The organism is Pseudomonas sp. CJQ_9 (assembly GCF_043106615.1).
In the GTDB taxonomy this organism is placed as follows: domain Bacteria; phylum Pseudomonadota; class Gammaproteobacteria; order Pseudomonadales; family Pseudomonadaceae; genus Aquipseudomonas; species Aquipseudomonas juntendi.
Window position 1 is genome coordinate 103,496 of record NZ_JBICMS010000072.1, and the last position, 19,312, is coordinate 122,807.

Sequence of the window (19,312 nt, forward strand, 5' to 3'; positions counted from 1 at the left end):
CCGGCGTTTTTGTTTGTTTGGCTTTCAGCCAATTGCAAACTGTTGTTGCAAGTTCCGGGCATGTACGTGCCATGCCTCCAGCACGCGCCGCCCGGCCTCGTCGGCGCGCTCCCAGGCCTGCAGATGCGCCTGCTGGAAATCACCCAATGTGTTCGGCGCCCCCCACTGCGGCTGGCTAAGGCGCTGCTGGCAGAACGCATACCACCGCTGGCGCTCTTCGGGGGTCAAGGTGTCCGGAAAGTTACGTGCCCGGTAACGGAACAACAGCTCAGGCAAGCGCGGGTCATCGAACAGCCATTGCCCCCGACCCAATTGCGCCGGATCCAGCGCACGAACTTGCTCGCATAGACGCCGGTCGCGGTCACCGATAAAACCATCATACAACTGCTGCTCCGGGTCCTCACTCGGGGCGAAATCGTCCTTGCCGTAAATGTGCTCCAGCTTGTCCTGCCATTGCGCCTGTTGATCGGCCAACTGTTCACCGCGCGATTGTAACAACGTCAAGTCGATGCCCAGCCGTTGTTGATCGGTGGGGCGTAATACCGACAGTGGCGCGATTACCGGGCAGCGGTTGATCTGTACCAGTTTGAGCGGAACCGGTAGTTCGCCTTCGGCCAAATCCTCGTGCCGGGTGTACAAGCGCTGACGCAATACTTCAGCACTTTCCCTTATTAATGGCAGGGTTTCCTGATGCAGGTCGCAGACAATCAGTGCATTGCGATTGTGCGGGTGCCAGGCCAATGGCAAGACCACCCCCAGGTAATTACGCGCTGCTGAAAAGCGCCCGGATACATGCACCAGCGGTTGTAGCAAGCGGATCTGTTCCATGACTTTATGCTTGCTGCGCAACTGGAACAGCCAATCATACAACTTGGGCTGTTTCTGCCGGATCAGTCGCGCCAGGGCAATGGTTGCCCGCACGTCGGAAAGCGCTTCATGCGCATGCCCGTGATCAATGCCGTTGGCCTTGCTCAACAGTTCCAGCCGCAGGCTGGTGCGCCCGTCCTGCTGCGGCCACTCAATGCCCTCCGGGCGCAGGGCGTAGGCCGTGCGCACGATGTCGATCAGGTCCCAGCGGCTGTTGCCACCCTGCCATTCACGGGCATAGGGGTCGAAAAAATTCCGGTACAGGCTGTAGCGGGTCACTTCGTCATCGAAACGCAGGGTGTTGTAGCCGGCCCCACAGGTGCCTGGTTGGGCCAGCTGCGCATGCACGCGGGTCATGAATTGGGCTTCGCACAGGCCCTGCTCGGCCAGTAGCTGCGGGGTGATGCCAGTCACCAGGCACGCGGCCGGGTGCGGCAGAATATCGTCGGCGGGGCGGCAGTAAAGGCTGATCGGCTCGTCGATCTCGTTGAGGTCGAAGTCGGTGCGCAGGCCGGCGACCTGCAGCGGCCGGTCACAGCGCGGGTTGATGCCGGTGGTTTCGTAGTCGTGCCAGAAAATGCTGGAGGTCACGGGGTCGTCCTGTCTCGCGAGGTCGACCCGATTCTAACGCGATTCCAGCGCGCCAAGGCTCAGGCAGAGGCGTTGGCCGGGCGGAAGCTGAAGTAGTCGCGCAGCGAGCGCACGAAATCGTCGTACTCGCGCGGGGCCTGCAGCAGCATGAAGCCCGAATCGTAATGCCCAGGGGTCTGATCCTCACTGCACCACAGGCAACTGGCGGTCAGGTTGACGAACTGGAACCCGCCGCCGACCAGCGGCATGCGAAGTTGCAGTTCATAATCGGGCCCTACCAGCACCGGCAGTTGGCTGATGACCATCAGGCCGTCTTCCGAGGCGTTGCCGAGCAGGCCGATTTCCTGGTCGGTAAAGCGGTTGAACACCTTGAGGGCGCAAGGGAGCTGATGGCGTTCGATGCGGCGTTTGTTGAACATGATGGCGAGTGTATTCCGTACCTGATGCCAGGAATACAAGGTACTGGCGGTTGTTGTAACAGCTGGGTTACAGATTAGCGCAGCACGCGCTGCGAATCCCGTGAAATAAACCAGACCTTTGTATTAGCGCCAAGGCGCAGTAGCCGCTGGCCTGGCCACCGCCGCTTCGGTACCGCGCAAATGACCGAGCTTCTCCAGCGTCTGCAGGCGGGCCTGGGCGCGATAGGCGTACTCGTTGCGCGGGTATTGCTGGATCAGGTACTGGTAGGTCTGGGCGGCGTCCACGTACAACGCCTGGCGCTCCAGGCACTGGCCGCGCAGCAGCGACACTTCGGGGTGGATGAACGGTCGCGCGCGGCTGGTTCGGTCTACTTGTGACAGCTCCAGCATCACCCGCGCGCAATCACCCCGGTCATAGGCGCGATAGGCATTGTTCAGGTGGTGGTCCATGGACCAGCGGGTACAGCCGACAGCACTGGCGGCGAGGGCGAAAACGATCAGGGCTCGCATGGCAATCTCCTTTGATAGCAAACCTATCGGCCGCTGTCGGGTTTTCTTCAGCGGCGCGCGACAAGTGCCTGGCCGCCATCAGCGGCATGAATGCCGCACGCGCTTTTCCTTGTAGCTTACTGCTTGTAGCTTGCAGCTGCCCTACCCCGGAAGTCGCAGGTAGTGCAACGGAACAATGACTACAGCGAGATTCAGGAGTAGCCTTTCGCTGCGCTTCACTATAGGAGTCTGTGCATGAGCATCCGCCGTACCAAAATCGTCGCCACCCTTGGCCCCGCCAGCAACTCGCCGGAAGTGATCGAACAGCTGATCCTCGCCGGTCTCGACGTGGCACGCCTGAACTTCTCCCACGGCACGCCGGACGAGCACAAGGCCCGCGCGCGCCTGATCCGCGACATCGCTGCCAAGAACGGCCGCCATGTTGCACTGCTGGGCGACCTGCAGGGTCCGAAGATCCGCATCGCGAAGTTCGCCAACAAGCGCATCGAACTGAAGATCGGTGACAAGTTCACCTTCTCCACCGCCCACCCGCTGACCGAAGGCAACCAGGATATCGTCGGCATCGACTACCCGGACCTGGTCAAGGACTGTGGTGTCGGTGACGAACTGCTGCTCGACGATGGCCGCGTGGTCATGCGTGTCGAAACCGCCACCGCCGATGCGCTGCACTGCGTGGTGATCATCGGTGGCCCGCTGTCGGACCACAAGGGCATCAACCGTAAAGGTGGCGGCCTGACCGCACCGGCCCTGACCGAAAAAGACAAGGCCGACATCAAGCTGGCTGCGGAAATGGACCTGGACTACCTGGCCGTGTCGTTCCCGCGGGACGCCAGCGACATGGAATACGCACGCAAGCTGCGTGACGAGTCCGGTGGCAGCGCCTGGCTGGTGGCCAAGATCGAGCGCGCCGAAGCCGTCGCCGACGACGAGACCCTGGACAAGCTGATTCTCGCTTCCGATGCCGTCATGGTCGCCCGCGGTGACCTGGGCGTGGAAATCGGCGACGCCGAGCTGATCGCCATTCAGAAGAAGATCATCCAGCACGCTCGCCGCAACAACAAGGCAGTGATCGTGGCGACCCAGATGATGGAGTCGATGATCCAGAACCCGATGCCGACCCGTGCCGAAGTGTCCGACGTGGCCAACGCCGTGCTCGACAACACCGATGCGGTCATGCTGTCGGCGGAAAGTGCTGCCGGTTCGTACCCGATCGAAGCCGTACAGGCCATGGCCCGCATCTGCTCCGGTGCCGAGAAGCACCCAACCAGCCAGCGCTCCAGCCACCGTCTGCACACCACCTTCGAGCGCTGCGACGAAAGCATCGCCCTGGCGGCGATGTATACCGCCAACCACTTCCCGGGCGTGAAGGCGATCATCGCCTTGACTGAAAGCGGCTACACCCCGTTGATCATGTCGCGCCTGCGCTCGCACGTGCCGATCTTCGCGCTCTCGCCGCACCGCGCGACCCAGGCACGGGCCAACATGTTCCGTGGCGTCTACCCGATTGCCTTCGACCCTGCTTCGCTGCCAGCCGACAAAGTCAGCCAGGCAGCCGTCGACGAACTGCTCAAGCGCGGCTTGGTAGAACAAGGCGACTGGGTGATCCTGACCAAAGGTGACAGCTACCACACCATCGGTGGCACCAATGGCATGAAGATCCTGCATGTGGGTGATCCGCTGGTCGGCTGAGCCTGCCTCAAAGGGGGCCGCTCTGCGGCCCTTCGCGGGCGTGCCCGCTCCTACAGGTACAGCGCCAGCCTCAGGCCTGTCGTTACCCCTGTGGGAGCGGGCGAGCCCGCGAATAGGCCGGCACAGTCAACCCGACTGCCTCAGGCATGTTCAACGAAGACGTCAGTAAATACTTGCCCCCGCGGCACGCCGGCAATGAACAGCCGCCGCGCAAACCGGTCCACACTCCCCGCTGCCCCACACACCAGCGCCACCGTCTGCCGCGAAGGCGGGCGCAACCGCGCCAGCGCTTCATCCATCTGCTCTTCCAGCACCAGCTCGACCTGCACGCCTTGCAGCTGCATCAGGGGTTCAGCCAGATAGTGCCCGGCGCTGTTGCGCGCCACATGCAGCACCCGAATCTCGCCGCGATGCCCCTGCCGCACAGCCTCACGCAAGATCCCCCACAACGGCGCAAGCCCGGTTCCGGCTGCCAGCAGCCAGAGTGGCCGATCCTGCCAATCCAGGTCGTAGTGCAAAGCACCACCCCTGAATTCGCCCAGGCGCAGCACATCTGCTACCTGCAAACCACGAGCCTTGTCGCAAAAGGCGCCAGGGCGCCGGCAATCGATGTGAAACTCCAGGAAGTCATCTTCCCCCGGCAGGCTGGCCAGTGAATAAGGCCGCGCTACCGAACCATTCCACAGCACCACATGCTGACCTGCCTGGTAACGCACCGCCCGCTCGGGCCGTAGCCGTACACGCAACACGTCACCGTACCAGTCCAGCGCGCAAACGTGCGCCGGCACGCCATCGCGCTGCGGGTCGAACAGCGCCACATTCAAGTCCTCGGTCACCCTGCACTGGCAAGCCAGGCGCCAGCCCAGGGCGTGCTGGTCCAGGGCCAGGGCCTCAGGCATGGCGTCCAGCGGCTGCCCGGCCTGGCAGTGCACCAGGCAGGCGTGGCAGCTTCCGGCGCGGCAACTGTAGGGCACGTTGAGCCCGGCCTCGTTCAGGGCATCGAGCAGGTTGCTGCCGGTCGGCACCGCCCAGCGGTGCTCGCCTACGCAAAGTTCGGGCATCTTCAGGTATCTCTTCCCGCTTCAGGTTGTGGGGGGGCGCTCTGCGCGCCCGTCGATAGTAAGGCCAACCACAGGCGTCAGCAGCAAAAAGGATGCCCAGCCCCAACCGACCAAGGTCCAGACCACTCGCAGGTGTGTCACGCGGTGAGGCACGCTATACTGCCGCGCCCTTTTGCGTCGGCCATGCTGCCGGCGCGCCTTTGCAAGGCGTCTCGACATGCTGGTCGGCACCGTCGAGCGTCTCTATGAATGTTCCCGTCTTTAAGAGGAGCGCGCTGCATGACCGTGATCAAGCAAGACGACCTGATTCAGAGCGTCGCCGACGCCCTGCAATTCATCTCGTACTACCACCCCGTCGATTTCATCCAGGCCATGCACGAGGCCTATCTGCGCGAAGAGTCGCCTGCTGCCCGCGACTCCATCGCCCAGATCCTGATCAACTCGCGCATGTGCGCCACCGGCCACCGCCCGATCTGCCAGGACACCGGTATCGTCACCGTGTTCGTGCGCGTGGGTATGGATGTGCGCTGGGACGGTGCCACCCTGAGCGTCGACGACATGATCAACGAAGGTGTGCGTCGCGCCTACAACCTGCCTGAAAACGTCCTGCGTGCCTCGATCCTGGCCGACCCGGCCGGTGCCCGCAAGAACACCAAGGACAACACCCCGGCCGTGATCCACTATTCCATCGTCCCTGGCGACAAGGTCGAGGTCGATGTCGCAGCCAAGGGCGGCGGCTCGGAGAACAAGTCGAAGATGGCCATGCTCAACCCGTCCGACTCGATCGTCGACTGGGTGCTCAAGACCGTACCGACCATGGGTGCTGGCTGGTGCCCGCCTGGCATGCTCGGCATCGGCATTGGCGGTACCGCCGAGAAGGCCGCGGTCATGGCCAAGGAAGTGTTGATGGAGTCCATCGACATTCATGAGCTCAAGGCCCGTGGCCCACAAAACCGCCTGGAAGAAATCCGCCTGGAGCTGTTCGAGAAGGTCAACCAACTGGGCATCGGTGCCCAGGGCCTGGGTGGCCTGACCACCGTGCTCGACGTGAAGATCATGGACTACCCGACCCACGCCGCTTCGCTGCCGGTGTGCATGATCCCCAACTGCGCCGCCACCCGCCACGCGCACTTCGTGCTCGATGGCTCCGGCCCGGCCGAGCTGGAAGCGCCATCGCTGGACGCCTACCCGGAAATCGTCTGGGAAGCCGGCCCAAGCGCACGTCGCGTCAACCTCGACGATATCACCCCGGAAGAAGTCGCCAGCTGGAAGCCGGGCGAAACCATCCTGCTCAACGGCAAGATGCTGACCGGCCGCGACGCCGCGCACAAGCGCATGGTGGAGATGCTCAACCGTGGCGAAGCGCTGCCAGTGGACCTCAAAGGTCGCTTCATCTACTACGTTGGCCCGGTCGACCCGGTCGGTGACGAAGTGGTTGGCCCTGCCGGCCCGACCACTGCCACCCGCATGGACAAGTTCACCCGCCAGATCCTCGAGCAGACGGGCCTGCTGGGCATGATCGGCAAGTCCGAACGTGGCCCCACCGCGATCGAAGCGATCAAGGACAACAAGGCCGTATACCTGATGGCTGTGGGCGGCGCTGCCTACCTGGTAGCCCAGGCTATCCGCAAGTCCAAGGTACTGGCCTTCGCCGAACTGGGCATGGAAGCGATCTACGAGTTCGAGGTCAAGGACATGCCAGTCACCGTTGCCGTAGACAGCAACGGTGAGTCGGTGCACATCACTGGCCCGGCCCTGTGGCAGAGCAAGATTGCCCAGAGCCTGGCAGTCGAAGTCAAGTAAGCCTGATGTAACAGCGGCGCCTGCTTCGCGGGTGAACCCGCTCCTACAGGGACCTCATGTCCCCGATGGGAGCGGGTTCACCCGCAAACAGGCCGCCCCTGCTTTCACCGCACTCTGTCAAACTGCTCTGGCCAGTCCCTGCGGGTAAACACCTGCCCTTCCCGCCGCACCCGCCGTACTACCTCAAGGTCCACGTCACACACCAGCCACTGGCTCCTGCCCGGGTCAAGCGCTGCGCTCAAGGCAACCACACCGTCCCCCGGCATGCCATGGTCCGGCGGTACGAACAACCCTGCCCGGCCAATATTCTCATCCAGCGCCGGCGACCAGGCAGCCAGCCCTACCGTCGGGCTCTGCAATACCGCTATCTGGTTCTCCAGCGCCCGTGCCTGGGCACCGATGCGCACCCGGTGATAGCCTGCTTCGGTGTCGGTGCAGCTCGGTGCCAGGATCAGGTCGGCACCCAACTCGGCCAACTGCCGGGCCAGCATCGGGAACTCATTGTCGTAGCAGATCAGAATGCCTACACGCCCCAGTGCGGTATCGAACACCCGCAGCCCCTGGCCGGCGCTGATGCCCCACTGCTCTCGCTCGAAGCGGGTCATCATCAGTTTGTCCTGGTAGCCCAGCGGCCCCTCGGGACCGAACAGCCAGGCGCGGTTGCGGTAGGCACCGTCATTGTCCAGCACCGGCACGCTCCCCGGTTGCAAGTAGATGCCCCAGCGCCTGGCCATGCTTTCACACAAGGCAGCCCAGGCACCGATCAGCGGTTGGATCCCGGCAATCGAACCCATCAGGTCGCCCCGCTGTTCACCCCGCAACTGGCCGCTGAGTACCAGCCCGGCGTACTCGGGCAGCAACAGCAAACGGGCACCCGCCGCCACCGCTTCGGCGCACAGGCCCTGTAGGTGGTCGGCGTAGGCGTCCCAGGTTTCATGCAGTTCGATGGCGTACTGGCAGGCCGCCAGGCGGATCATATCGGCAGTTCCTTCAGCCAGAACGACATGAGCTTGTCGGAGCTTTCCTGCTCGTCCAGGTCACGCCAGGCATAACGGGTGCGCAGCGACGGGTCGTGCAGGAAGCCGCGGTTACGCCAGAAGCCATGCAACGGCTTGTAGTCTGCAGGCCGGCGCGGGTGCACACCGGGCCGCTCGACCGCACAGAACGCGCAGTAGTCGAACTCGGCCAGTTTGTGGGCATAAGACTCGCGTTCGATGAAGAAGCGCACACCCAGTCCTTGGCCGCGGTACCCCGGCAATACCAGGGACTCACCAAAGTAATAAACGCTGGCCGGGTCCCGCCCCTGGGCCAGGAACGGCTGCTGAAACTCCGGGGCCACGTCCACCAGCGGCAGGCCGGTAGATGCACCCACCACCTGGCCTTGGTCCAGCGCCAGCACCACCAGGCTGCGCCCGGAACGGGCATAGTTGGCCAGGTAGTCGGCTTCGTACTCCGGGGTGCCGTCGTACAGGTAGGGGAACTCGCGGAATACGGTAAGGCGCAAGCGAGCGAGGTCATCGATATAGGGCGCGATAGCGGCGCCGTGCAACAGGCGTATTTCCATGCTTGGCGGTCGTTTTGTCGATGTGGATGACGCGCTCGGCTAAGCCGGGCTTGAGGGGAAACCCTATCATCCGGGGCAACGACCCGCCTTTTCCCTACACGACAGGTATTGTTCCATGACCGCTACCGAACTGGTAAATGCGTACTACGCCGCCTTCAATGCCGGCGACATGCCGGGCTTTCTGGCACTGCTCAGCGAAGACGTGATCCACGACATCAACCAGGGCGAGCGGCAGATGGGCAAGGCCAGGTTTGCAGCGTTCATGGACAAGATGAACCGCTGCTACCGCGAGCGCCTGGCCGACATTGTGGTCATGCAGAACGCCGACGGCAGCCGTGCGGCGGCGGAGTTCACTGTGCATGGCCAGTACCTGGCCGATGACGATGGGTTGCCGCCAGCGAACGGGCAGACCTATGTGCTGCCGGCCGGGGCCTTCTTCTACATCCATTGCGGCAAGATTGCCCGGGTGACCAACTACTACAACCTCAATGACTGGGTTGAGCAGGTAGGTTGAGCCTGTACCGGCCTGCTCGCGGGCTTACCCGCGAGCCCCTCAGGCGATGCGGGTGCCCAGCACCTTGAGGAAGGCCGCCAGCCACGCCGGATGAGCCGGCCAGGCCGGGGCAGTTACCAGGTTGCCATCCACATGCGCCTGGTCCACGGCGATGTCGATGAACGTCCCACCCGCCAGCCGCACCTCCGGCGCACACGCCGGGTAGGCGCTGCATTCCCGCCCTTCCAGCACCCCGGCCGCTGCCAGCAACTGCGCACCATGGCACACTGCTGCAATCGGCTTGCCGGCCTGGTCGAACGCCCGCACCAGCGCCAGCACCTTCTCGTCCAGGCGCAGGTACTCCGGCGCCCGCCCCCCCGGAATCAGCAGCGCGTCGTAGCGCTCGGGCCGCACCCGTACGAAATCGAAGTTCAGGGCAAAGTTGTGCCCGGGTTTTTCGCTATAGGTCTGCTCACCCTCGAAATCATGAATCGCGGTACGCACGGTCTGCCCCGCCAGCTTCTCCGGGCACACCGCGTGCACCGTGTGGCCGACCATGCTCAGTGCCTGGAACGGCACCATTGCTTCGTAATCCTCGACGTAATCGCCGACCAGCATCAGAATTTTTTTCGCCGTCATCGCACACACTCCTTCGCTCGCCCGTGAACAGTAATTGCACGATAGCCGCTATCAGTCGCGGCGGTCGAGCAGGTTCACCACCAGCCGGTCGAGCCAGCCCCAGATGCGCTGCTTGACCCGCCGCCACAGCGGCCGGGCATGCCAATGGGCCAGGTCTACTTCCTCGCTGAGGGCAAAATCGCGTTCGAAGCTGGCGACCACGGCCGCCGTCAGCGGTGGATCCAGTGCCTCGATGTTGGCTTCCAGGTTGAAGCGCAGGTTCCAATGGTCGAAGTTGCAGGAGCCGACGCTGACCCAGTCGTCCACCACGGCCATCTTCAGGTGCAGGAAGCACGGCTGGTACTCGAAAATGCGTACACCGGCGCGCAGCAGGCGCGGGTAATAGCGGTGCCCGGCATACCGGACCGAGGGGTGGTCGGTGCGCGGCCCGGTAAGCAGCAGCCGCACGTCCAGGCCCTTGCTGGCCGCCCGGCGCAAGGAGCGGCGTACACTCCAGGTTGGCAAGAAGTAGGGCGTGGCCAGCCATACCCGTTGCTTGCCGCTGTTCAGGGCGCGCACCAGCGCGTGCAGGATGTCCTGGTGCTGGCGGGCGTCGGCGTAGGCTACCCGGCCCATGCCCTGCCCCTGCGCCGGCACCCTGGGCAGGCGCGGCAAGCCAAAGCCCTCGGCGGGGCGCCATGCGGTGCGGCGGTTGTTGGCATGCCATTGGCGGTCGAACAGCAATTGCCAGTCGGCCACCACCGGGCCTTGCATCTGCACCATGACCTCGTGCCAGTCACTGCGCGCCTGGCCGGGTGTCCAGAACTCATCGGTTACGCCCGTGCCGCCGACCACGGCCCAGCGCTCGTCCACCAACAGCAGCTTGCGATGGTCACGGTACAAGTTGCGCAGGCCGCGCTTCCAGCGCAGGCGGTTGTACCAGCGCAGGTCCACGCCCGCCGCCAGCAAGCGCTGGCGTAGCTTGCTGTTGAAGGCCAGCGAACCGTAGTCGTCGAACAGGCAGCGCACTCGCACACCCCGCCGGGCCGTGCGCTCCAGCGCTTCGACCACCGCCTCGGCACAGGCCCCTGCCTCGACCAGGTAGAGCTCCAGGTCTACCTGCGACTCGGCGCGCTCGATCGCCCCAAGCATGCGCGGAAAGAACTCGGGGCCGTCGATCAGCAGCTCGAACTGGTTACCCTCCCGCCAGGGAAATACCGGCCCCGCCATGTCAGCGCGCGGTGAAAATCAGCACCGCATTGACCGGCACCGACGGGTTGATGGATTTGAGCTTGGCAAACTTGCGCAGGTGTTCCAGCCCCGGTAGCAGGCCAAAGTCCTCGGCACGCAGCAGCAGTGGCTCGAGGGTGACCACCTGGAACCGTCGCGCATCCAGGCGGGTTGCCAGCAACAAGGCGTTGTAGCGGTGCGACTGCCCATGCAAGGTGACCGTCAGCGGCAGGCGCAGCTCGATCTGGGCACCATCGGCCAGGTCATTGATCGGGCGCAGGTCGATTTGCGCCTTCACCGTGGCCTCGGCAAAGCGGCCGACCTCGAACAGCTGGTCACGCATCTGCTCGTCACGCAGGGGGATGCCACTGCTGACCGAATCCATCTCGATGCGCAAGCCCGCCACGCCCTTGTTGTCGACCGAACCATGCAGCACCAGGAAGCGATGCACTTCGGCGGTATCGCCGTTCTTGCCGGTAATGAACGACAAGCGCGAAGACTCGCCATCGAGGTGCCAGTTGGCATGGGCGGGCAGGCAAACAGCCAGCAACAGGGCGAAGAGCGCGGAGGGCAACTTGAACATGACAAATCTCAGAAAACCAAGCCGCCAACCTTACCCGCCCGCTTTACCGGCAGCAAGCGGCGTGCCCTGCAGGGTCTTGCGCACTCATGCAGAGCCCACAGCAGCCCAGGCCTTGTGCAGCCGTTTCTCCCGCGCCGCGGCAGCCAGCGCCATCACCCCCTGATCACGCTGCCACAGCTCGGCCCAATGCGCCGGCCCTGCCGCCAACGCCGCGTCTACCTGCGGCCGCAGGGCCTGAAATTGCACGTACAGGCCACCCAGCAGCAGATGGCAAGCGACACTATCAGCACACTGTCGGCTGCCCTCGGCACACCCCGCCAACAGCCCGAGCAACTGCAGGCGCAAGTCCTGCGGCCAGGCACACGCGTGCCCTACGCCATACAACCAGGCAGCCAGGGCCGTCAGCACATACAAGTCCTCCAGCGAGCGGAACGGCTTCACATAGGCGTCCCAGCCATCACCGGCCAGCAACTCACACGCAGCCTGGTCCAGCCGCAACCGGCCATGGCCCACTTCCGGCATCAGCGGCAGGGTTGGCAGTGGCTCCAGGGTCACCCCCGGCTCGCCAGGGTAGACCACGGCCAGGTTCAAACGCGGTGCGGCCCCAGCTGCTTCGCTGCGCGCTGCCACCAGCAACCATTCCGCCTCCAGGCCTGCCGTGACGAAGTCCTTGCGTCCCGTCAGGCGCAAACCGTGCAGGCGCGTGTGCATGTCGGCCGGCCGCACGCTGCGCCGCTCCGTAGCGCACAGGGCACCGAGGCTGGCGGGGGCACTGGGCCACAATACCCGCAGCGCCGCCTGGTACCCCACCAGAAATGCCAGGCCCGGGGTGGCCATCGCGCGCCCGCCCAGCACCGCCAGTTCAAACGGTGCTACCGGGCCCAAGCGCTCGAGCAGCGCCGCGTAGGTTTCGCCCAGGGTGCCCGCCAGTGGTTGGCGAAGCGGATCGTTGAGTCGTTGCAACCAGGCCATGGCTGGGCTCCTTGCTGAAGGGCTCGGCGGTCAAGCCCCAGGGGTTGTCACGCAAGCATCACCAAAGCGTCACCGGGGTGACACCGCGTCTACCTAGGCTGACTTTGCACAACAAAGCCGACCGGCCGCAACCCTTCATGGCTGGCTTATGGAGACTCGCAATGACTCGGATCGCTCACGCTGGCGACAACCGCACTGAACGCCGTCTGCAAGCCGAACGCCTGGTTGGCGCCAAGGCGCTGCAAGAAGCCCAAGCCTTGCGTTACCAAGTGTTCAGCGCAGAATTCAAGGCCAAACTCAAAGGTGCCGAGCACGGCCTGGACATGGACGACTATGACGTGCACTGCCGCCACATTGGTGTACGCGACCTGAGTACCGGCAAGCTGGTGGCCACCACCCGGCTGCTTGACCACCAGGCCGCCAGCAGCCTGGGGCGTTTCTACAGCGAAGAAGAATTCCGCCTGCACGGCCTGTTGCAGCTGCAAGGGCCGATCCTTGAACTGGGGCGCACCTGCGTAGCCCCCGCCTACCGCAACGGCGGCACCATCGCGGTGCTCTGGGGCGAACTGGCCGAGGTCCTCAACGAAGGCCGCTACCGTTACCTGATGGGCTGCGCCAGCATCCCCATGCAGGACGGCGGCGTACAGGCCCAGGCCGTGATGCAGCGCCTGCGCGAGCGCTACCTGTGTACCGAGCACCTGCGTGCCGAACCGAAGAAGCCGCTGCCGAACCTGGCGCTGCCCAACAATGTGATTGCCGAACTGCCTCCGCTACTCAAAGCGTACATGCGCCTGGGTGCAAAGATCTGCGGCGAGCCGTGCTGGGACGAAGACTTCCAGGTCGCCGACGTGTTCATCCTGCTCAAGCGCGACGACCTGTGCCCGCGCTACGCCCGCCACTTCAAGGCGGCAGTCTGATGCCCAGGCTGCGGGTGCTGGCCCGCGTCTGCAGGCTGCTGCTGGTCGTGCTGCTCGGCGTGCTGATGGCCTGCGTGATCGCCGTGGGGCAGCGGCTGGGCCTGAAGGCCTCGCTCGAACGGCGCCAGCGCTGGACCTGCCTGTTCATGAAGCGCCTGGTCGCAGCCCTGCCCTTCGACGTGCAGGTGAGCGGTGCGTTGCCGCAGCGGCCGATGTTGTGGGTCAGCAACCATGTGTCGTGGACCGACATCCCCCTGCTGGGCATGCTGATGCCCCTGTCATTCCTGTCCAAGGCCGAAGTGCGCCAGTGGCCGCTGGCCGGCTGGCTGGCGGAACAGGCCGGCACGCTGTTCATTCGTCGTGGGGGCGGCGACAGCGAACGGCTGCGCGAGCAGATTGCCAGGCAACTGGGCCTGGCCCGGCCGCTGCTGATCTTTCCTGAAGGCACCACCACCAGCGGTCACGCCTTGCGCACTTTCCATGGCCGCCTGCTGGCAGCGGCCATCGACCGTGGCGTAGCGGTGCAGCCAGTGGCCATCCAATACCTGCGCGACGGCCAGATCGATCCCGTTGCGCCTTTTATTGGTGACGACGACCTGGTAGCGCACCTGCTGCGCCTGTTCGCCCAGCCACGTGCGCAGGTCTGCATTCACCTGTTGCCGCCCATCGGGACTGTGGGCAAGGAACGTGCGCTGCTGGCAATGCAGGCACAGCAGGCGATTCACCTGGCGTTGTATGAGTTCGAAAACGTCGAGGCGGCGCCACGGCGGCAGGCGCGGGCTGCCTGATCTCTATCTCATGTTGCGGCCCTATCGCCGGCAAGCCGGCTTTACAGGTACTGCGTTGGCCTGCAAACCTGCAGTGAACTTGTGGGAGCTGGCTTGCCGGCGAGGGCCACAACAGGCAAGCAACATCAGCTGCCTGACACGCGCCCCGCCGCTGCAAACGCCTGCAATTGCGGGTAGAACGCGCGAAAGTCCGCCAGCAGCGGCTCGTACAGCCGCTCCAGCTCCACCATCACCCCCGCCATCGCGTCTGGCCGCGACAGCCGCCGGCCAATACCGTTGAACACCTGCTCCAGCGTGGCGAAGTCGCCATAAGCCCCCAACCAGTCATCGGCAGCCATGAACGGCGCAATGCGCGCCAGCCGCCCCGGCAGCTCAGGCTCCGCCAGCAATACCCGATAAAACGCGCCAGTGAACTGCGCCAAGGGCTGCTCGGCATAGTCGTGCCAATGCCGCGCCAGGCAGTGGTCGAAAAACACGTCCAGCACGATGCCGGCGAAGCGCCGCCGCTCACGTGGGAACCGCGCCAGCGCCGCCAGTACCAATGGGTGCCGGTCGGTATAGCTGTCGATATGCCGGTGCAGCCGGATAGCCGCCTCCAAAGCAGGCGGGAAGCGCCCGTCCAGCGAGCCTTTGACGAAATCGCCGTACAGGCTGCCCAGCAGTTGTTGCGGGGCCGGCCCACCCAGGTGCAAGTGTGCAAGGTAGTTCATGAGCGCAGTCTACCACCGCGGCGCCCAATATCGTTATAACGCGATATAGCGATTTGCACTCAGCTAAGCACCACTGGATATTTGGATATCGGCATTCAGCGATTTATATTTCGCCCTATCGCGATATACCGCTACAACGAGCCTCACGCCATGCCACTCGATCTCGACGAAATCATAAAAGCGCTGGCCCACCCGGTCAGGCGAGAAATTCTCAGCTGGCTGAAAGACCCGGCAAACCAGTTCCCGGACCAGTACCACAGCACCGAAAACGGTGTGTGTGCCGGGCAGATCGACCAACGCTGCGGCCTGTCGCAGTCGACCGTCTCTGCCCACCTGGCCACCTTGCAGCGTGCCGGTCTGATCAGCAGCCAGAAAATCGGCCAATGGCATTTCTTCAAACGCAACGAAGCCACCATCCAGGCGTTCCTGGAACAACTGCGCCAAGCGCTTTGACCAGCAGGTAACCGACATGACCACGCTTTTCGATCCGATCACCCTGGGCGACCTGCAGTTGCCCAACCGCATCATCATGGCCCCACTCACCCGCTGCCGTGCAGACGAGGGCCGCGTGCCCAATGCTCTTATGGCCGAGTACTACGTCCAACGCGCCAGCGCCGGGCTGATTCTCAGCGAGGCAACCTCGGTCACCGCCATGGGCGTGGGCTACCCGGATACGCCCGGTATCTGGAACGATGAGCAAGTTCGCGGCTGGACCAATGTCACCAAGGCCGTGCATGGCGCTGGCGGGCGCATATTCCTGCAACTGTGGCACGTGGGGCGTATCTCGCACCCCAGCTACTTGAATGGTGAACTGCCGGTAGCCCCCAGCGCGATCCAGGCCAAAGGCCATGTCAGCCTGGTACGCCCGCTGAGTGACTATCCCACCCCGCGCGCACTGGAAACCGAAGAAATCAGCGACATCGTCGAGGCCTACCGCAGCGGCGCGGAAAACGCCAAGGCCGCCGGTTTCGATGGTGTGGAAATTCACGGGGCCAATGGCTACCTGCTCGACCAGTTCCTGCAAAGCAGTACCAACCAGCGCACCGACCGCTACGGCGGCTCGCTGGAAAACCGCGCGCGCCTGCTGCTGGAAGTGACCGATGCCGCCATCGAGGTGTGGGGGGCCAACCGGGTCGGCGTGCACCTGGCACCACGTGCCGACGCCCACGACATGGGTGACGCCGACCGTGCCGAGACTTTCACGTATGTTGCCCGCGAACTGGGCAAACGCGGCATCGCCTTCATTTGCTCGCGGGAGCGTGAGGCCGACGACAGCATCGGGCCGTTGATCAAGGCGGCATTCGGTGGGCCATACATCGTCAACGAGCGTTTCGACAAGGCAAGTGCCAATGCAGCGCTGGCCGATGGCAAGGCCGATGCGGTGGCGTTCGGGGTGCCGTTCATTGCCAACCCGGACCTGCCGGCACGCCTGGCAGCAGATGCACCGTTGAACGAGGCGCACCCCGAAACGTTCTATAGCAAGGGGCCGGTGGGGTATATCGATTACCCGCGCCTGTAACCCAGTGAACCCGCTGCTACCGTGCACCTGTAGCAGCGGGTTCAGGCCATTCAGGGCCGAGCGTTGATTTGCTGCTGCAGGTTCTGGATCTGGCTCTGAAGGGTGTTGAGGTTGCGCGTGGTCTGCCCGCGGAACGCATCGAACTCCTGTACCGATGCGCCACTTGTGCCCGGCGAAGCGCGGTTTTCCATTTGGGTCTTGAGCACCAGCACGTCCTGCTCCAGGCTTTCGATCGCCGCACTCGGGTTGCCCTGCTTCTTGAGCGCAGCCACCTCCTCGCTCAGGTTTTTGAGCTGCCCGTCAAGCTTGCCTCCGTCCACCTGGCCCGACTTCAACGCCGCCAGTTCGGCATTCACAGCCTTGAGCTGCGCCTGCAGTTGGCCCTGCAGTTCAGTCACGGCTTTCTGCTGCTCACGCGTATCGGCCAGCACCTGCTCCAGGCGCTTGCCCAGGTCGCCGGCCTGGCCAGCCACGCCTTGCTGCTGCTTGCTCTGCTCGGCCAGGCTGGCCTGCAACTGGCGGATCTGCAGCTTGAGCGCCTCGCTGCCGGTGTTGACCGACGATTCGCTGGCAGCGACCTTGCCACTGATTGCCTGTAAGCGCCCCGCTGCGTCCTCGCTGATGCGGGCAAAGCTTTCCTGGGTGGCCACCAGTTGCTGCTCCATCAGCGAGATCTGCTGGAAGCTCCACCAGCCCAGCCCGGCCAGGGCTATGAACGAGGCCCCCAGCAGCACCCACAAAGGCCCGGTGCTGGCCGGCCTGGCCGCCTTCTGGCGGCTACGGGCCACGTGCGCCGGCAACAGTTCGTCATCATCAGGGGTGCCGGCCCGCAGGGTTGGCACATCATCGAAATTGTCGTGAGCATCGTTGCGCATGGGTGAGTTCAACCGCGGTAATAGCAAAGAAACGGGAGTATAAACCGCTCGCGCGGCGCACTGCTGACCCTCATCGGCGCGCCGGGTTCACTGCCCCGGCGGCTGATGTTTCCACCAGGCGCAGAATTCATCCAGCGCCGTCCACAGGCTGACCTTCGGCTGATAATCCAGGTGCTGCCGGGCGCGGCTGATGTCGAGGGTGAAATCACGGCTCATGACCTGCATTCCCAACCGCGACAAGGTTGGTTGCGGGCGCCCCGGCCATAACATGCAGGCGGCTTCGTTGAGCGCAGCCAGGCTGTAGGCCAGGCCGTAGGAACGGTAGCGGGTCACCTGCGGCAGCTGCATCTGGCGCATCACGTAGTTGACCACGTCCCACAACGGCAGCGGCTGGCCGTTGCTGATGTTGTAGGCCTGGCCCAATGCCCGGTCATCGGCGAACAGGGCACTGAGCAGTGCCTCGTTGAGGTTGTGCACACTGGTGAAATCAACCTTGTTCAGGCCATTGCCGATGATCGCTACCCGGCCCTTGCGCTGCATCTGCATCAGCCGCGGGAAGATGCTGGCATCGCCGGCACCGGTGACGAAGCGGGGTCGCAGTGCCAACACCTCGAGGCCGAACTCCTGCGCGCCGAACACTTTCTGCTCGGCCAGGTGCTTGGTTTTCCCATAATGGTCATGGAAGCGGCGCGGTATTTGATCTTCCCGGATGTCGAGGCGCGAGCGGCCGTTGAAGTACATGGACGGCGACGACAGGTGCACCAGGCGCCGCACGTGCTCCTTGAGGCACCCTTCGACCACGTTCTCGGTGACCACCACGTTGGCTTGGTAGAAATCCTGATAACGCCCCCAGTGCCCCACCGCGCCGGCACAGTGCACCACCGCTTCGACGCCCTGGCAAAGGCGCCGGGCCAGCTCGGCATCGTTCAGGTCGCCGGGGATGAACTGGGCACCGCGCTTGACCAGGTGCTCCACCCCCTCCGCGCGGCGGCCGCTGACCCGCACGTCCAGGCCCTGCTCCAGGGCGAAACGCGCAAAGCGCCCGCCAATGAAGCCACTCGCGCCGGTGACCAGAATTCGCATGTAACACTCCGTCTTGCCAGATTTCAGATGCAACTGACGCCAGCCGCGGCTACAACGGCACCAGCCATTGCCCTGCCGTATGCCGCAGATGCTCGGTCAGTTGCGCGAGCAATTGCCCGCCATTGCGCCAATGATGCCAGTACAGCGGCACATCGATGGGGGTATCGCTGCAAATTTCCACCAACTGCCCAGCGGCCAATTGTTCGCGGGCCTGCAATTCGGGCACCAGCCCCCAGCCCAGGCCGGCCTCGGTCATGCGCAGGAAACCTTCGGATGACGGGCACAGGTGGTGCAGGAAACCGTCCTCAATGCCCAGCGATGCCAGGTAGCGGTGCTGCAGGAAGTCGTCCGGGCCGTATACGATGGCCGGGGTGCGGGCCAGGCGGCTGGCGACAAAGCCTTGGGGAAAATGGCGCGCCATGAACCCGGGGCTGGCCAACGCCCGATAACGCATTGCCCCCAGCGGCAGGCTGCGCGCCCCTGCCACAGGCCGTTCACTGCCACACAGGCAGGCCGCCACCTCACCCGCACGCATGCGTTTGAGGCCCACTTCCTGGTCCTCTACCACCAGGTCGGTCAGCACGTTCTGCTGCGCACAAAAGTTGCCCACCGCGCCAGCCCACCAAGTGGCCAGGCTGTCGGCGTTGAGGGCGATGCGCAGGCGCTCTGGCATACCTTCTTCGTCCAGCGCTGGCACCTGACGCTGCAGGTCACGTTCAAGCAGGCGCACCTGCTGCACATGGTTGAGCAACTGGCGGCCGACCTCGGTCGGGCTGGGCGGCGTAGCGCGCACCAGCACGGGCTGGCCGACCCGCGCCTCGAGCAGTTTGATGCGCTGGGAAATGGCCGATTGCGACAGGCCCAGCACTTGCGCGGCACGCTCGAAACCACCCTGTTCGATCACGGCCGCCAGGGCGGCAAGCAGCTTGTAGTCGAACATCGATTTTCCTAATGAGGGATCAGCTTTATTTGTTTTTCTTATACCGCCCCAACCAACACAATGACCAGCATCTTTTATGA

The 19,312-nt window shown here is 64.1% G+C and carries 21 protein-coding genes; 7 read left to right on the forward strand and 14 right to left on the reverse strand.

Features of this window, described 5'->3' with window-relative positions:
- Positions 1-24: 24 nt before the first annotated feature.
- The 3 genes from sbcB to ACF8SD_RS13770 all read right to left on the reverse strand — a co-directional run bounded on the left by sbcB (position 25) and on the right by ACF8SD_RS13770 (position 2,387).
- Complete coding sequence (sbcB, locus tag ACF8SD_RS13760; protein WP_173890927.1) at positions 25-1,458, reverse strand: exodeoxyribonuclease I; 1,434 nt, start codon at positions 1,456-1,458, stop codon at positions 25-27.
- A 59-nt stretch (positions 1,459-1,517) separates the two neighbouring features.
- A complete protein-coding gene (locus ACF8SD_RS13765; RefSeq protein WP_173890928.1) occupies positions 1,518-1,877 on the reverse strand; it encodes a PilZ domain-containing protein in 360 nt (119 codons plus the stop codon).
- Between the two features lie 123 nt (positions 1,878-2,000).
- A complete protein-coding gene (locus ACF8SD_RS13770; RefSeq protein WP_173890929.1) occupies positions 2,001-2,387 on the reverse strand; it encodes a tol-pal system YbgF family protein in 387 nt (128 codons plus the stop codon).
- A gap of 234 nt (positions 2,388-2,621) precedes the next feature.
- On the opposite strand from ACF8SD_RS13770, the gene pyk reads away from it, so the two are divergent.
- The gene (pyk, locus tag ACF8SD_RS13775) at positions 2,622-4,076 is read left to right on the forward strand and encodes a pyruvate kinase (protein WP_009685639.1); all 1,455 of its coding nucleotides are present in this window, start codon (positions 2,622-2,624) and stop codon (positions 4,074-4,076) included.
- Positions 4,077-4,216: 140 nt separating this feature from the next.
- Here pyk and ACF8SD_RS13780 read toward each other — a convergent pair whose 3' ends face one another.
- On the reverse strand, positions 4,217-5,137 hold the full coding sequence (locus tag ACF8SD_RS13780; protein WP_392483554.1) for an iron-sulfur-binding ferredoxin reductase: 921 nt from the start codon (positions 5,135-5,137) through the stop codon (positions 4,217-4,219).
- A 279-nt stretch (positions 5,138-5,416) separates the two neighbouring features.
- Between ACF8SD_RS13780 and ACF8SD_RS13785 the strand changes: the two genes are divergently transcribed.
- On the forward strand, positions 5,417-6,940 hold the full coding sequence (locus tag ACF8SD_RS13785; RefSeq protein ID WP_009685641.1) for a fumarate hydratase: 1,524 nt from the start codon (positions 5,417-5,419) through the stop codon (positions 6,938-6,940).
- 104 nt (positions 6,941-7,044) lie between these two features.
- Here ACF8SD_RS13785 and ACF8SD_RS13790 read toward each other — a convergent pair whose 3' ends face one another.
- Positions 7,045-7,917: a carbon-nitrogen hydrolase family protein gene (locus ACF8SD_RS13790; RefSeq protein ID WP_173890931.1), complete on the reverse strand. Its 873-nt coding sequence runs from the start codon at positions 7,915-7,917 to the stop codon at positions 7,045-7,047.
- The gene (locus ACF8SD_RS13795) at positions 7,914-8,504 is read right to left on the reverse strand and encodes a GNAT family acetyltransferase (protein ID WP_173890932.1); all 591 of its coding nucleotides are present in this window, start codon (positions 8,502-8,504) and stop codon (positions 7,914-7,916) included. Before ACF8SD_RS13795 ends, ACF8SD_RS13790 begins: the two co-directional genes overlap by 4 nt.
- A 115-nt stretch (positions 8,505-8,619) precedes the next feature.
- On the opposite strand from ACF8SD_RS13795, the gene ACF8SD_RS13800 reads away from it, so the two are divergent.
- Positions 8,620-9,018, forward strand: a complete 399-nt coding sequence (locus tag ACF8SD_RS13800) for a nuclear transport factor 2 family protein (protein ID WP_173890933.1) — start codon at positions 8,620-8,622, stop codon at positions 9,016-9,018.
- A 39-nt stretch (positions 9,019-9,057) separates the two neighbouring features.
- On the opposite strand, the gene ACF8SD_RS13805 is transcribed toward ACF8SD_RS13800, so the two are convergent.
- The 4 genes from ACF8SD_RS13805 to ACF8SD_RS13820 all read right to left on the reverse strand — a co-directional run bounded on the left by ACF8SD_RS13805 (position 9,058) and on the right by ACF8SD_RS13820 (position 12,400).
- Positions 9,058-9,636, reverse strand: coding sequence for a DJ-1/PfpI family protein (locus ACF8SD_RS13805; protein WP_173890934.1), 579 nt, complete (start codon positions 9,634-9,636; stop codon positions 9,058-9,060).
- Between the two features lie 51 nt (positions 9,637-9,687).
- Positions 9,688-10,845, reverse strand: a complete 1,158-nt coding sequence (locus tag ACF8SD_RS13810) for a phosphatidylserine/phosphatidylglycerophosphate/cardiolipin synthase family protein (protein WP_173890935.1) — start codon at positions 10,843-10,845, stop codon at positions 9,688-9,690.
- 1 nt (position 10,846) lies between these two features.
- On the reverse strand, positions 10,847-11,428 hold the full coding sequence (locus ACF8SD_RS13815; RefSeq protein ID WP_173890936.1) for a YceI family protein: 582 nt from the start codon (positions 11,426-11,428) through the stop codon (positions 10,847-10,849).
- Between the two features lie 84 nt (positions 11,429-11,512).
- Positions 11,513-12,400 carry an acyl-CoA dehydrogenase gene (locus tag ACF8SD_RS13820; RefSeq protein ID WP_173890937.1) on the reverse strand — a complete coding sequence of 296 codons (888 nt, stop codon included), beginning with the start codon at positions 12,398-12,400 and terminating at the stop codon, positions 11,513-11,515.
- Positions 12,401-12,561: 161 nt separating this feature from the next.
- Here ACF8SD_RS13820 and olsB point away from each other — a divergent pair, with 161 nt between their 5' ends.
- Both olsB and ACF8SD_RS13830 read left to right on the forward strand, forming a co-directional pair.
- A complete protein-coding gene (gene olsB / locus ACF8SD_RS13825; RefSeq protein ID WP_173890938.1) occupies positions 12,562-13,317 on the forward strand; it encodes an L-ornithine N(alpha)-acyltransferase in 756 nt (251 codons plus the stop codon).
- Positions 13,317-14,105 carry a lysophospholipid acyltransferase family protein gene (locus ACF8SD_RS13830; RefSeq protein WP_173890939.1) on the forward strand — a complete coding sequence of 263 codons (789 nt, stop codon included), beginning with the start codon at positions 13,317-13,319 and terminating at the stop codon, positions 14,103-14,105. Before olsB ends, ACF8SD_RS13830 begins: the two co-directional genes overlap by 1 nt.
- Positions 14,106-14,230: 125 nt before the next feature.
- Here the strand turns inward: ACF8SD_RS13830 and ACF8SD_RS13835 are convergent, their stop codons facing one another.
- Complete coding sequence (locus ACF8SD_RS13835; RefSeq protein ID WP_173890940.1) at positions 14,231-14,815, reverse strand: ACP phosphodiesterase; 585 nt, start codon at positions 14,813-14,815, stop codon at positions 14,231-14,233.
- A gap of 150 nt (positions 14,816-14,965) precedes the next feature.
- Here ACF8SD_RS13835 and ACF8SD_RS13840 point away from each other — a divergent pair, with 150 nt between their 5' ends.
- Positions 14,966-15,268, forward strand: coding sequence for a helix-turn-helix transcriptional regulator (locus tag ACF8SD_RS13840; protein ID WP_054906130.1), 303 nt, complete (start codon positions 14,966-14,968; stop codon positions 15,266-15,268).
- Positions 15,269-15,284: 16 nt separating this feature from the next.
- On the forward strand, positions 15,285-16,334 hold the full coding sequence (locus ACF8SD_RS13845) for an alkene reductase (RefSeq protein WP_009686830.1): 1,050 nt from the start codon (positions 15,285-15,287) through the stop codon (positions 16,332-16,334).
- Positions 16,335-16,384: 50 nt separating this feature from the next.
- Here ACF8SD_RS13845 and ACF8SD_RS13850 read toward each other — a convergent pair whose 3' ends face one another.
- From ACF8SD_RS13850 to ACF8SD_RS13860, 3 genes are all read right to left on the reverse strand, one after another.
- On the reverse strand, positions 16,385-17,209 hold the full coding sequence (locus ACF8SD_RS13850) for an ATPase (protein WP_173890941.1): 825 nt from the start codon (positions 17,207-17,209) through the stop codon (positions 16,385-16,387).
- 87 nt (positions 17,210-17,296) lie between these two features.
- Positions 17,297-18,292 (reverse strand): NAD-dependent epimerase/dehydratase family protein, encoded by a 996-nt coding sequence (locus ACF8SD_RS13855; protein ID WP_392483555.1) that lies wholly within the window; start codon positions 18,290-18,292, stop codon positions 17,297-17,299.
- 49 nt (positions 18,293-18,341) lie between these two features.
- Positions 18,342-19,232, reverse strand: coding sequence for a LysR family transcriptional regulator ArgP (locus tag ACF8SD_RS13860; RefSeq protein WP_173890943.1), 891 nt, complete (start codon positions 19,230-19,232; stop codon positions 18,342-18,344).
- Between the last annotated feature and the right edge of the window lie 80 nt (positions 19,233-19,312).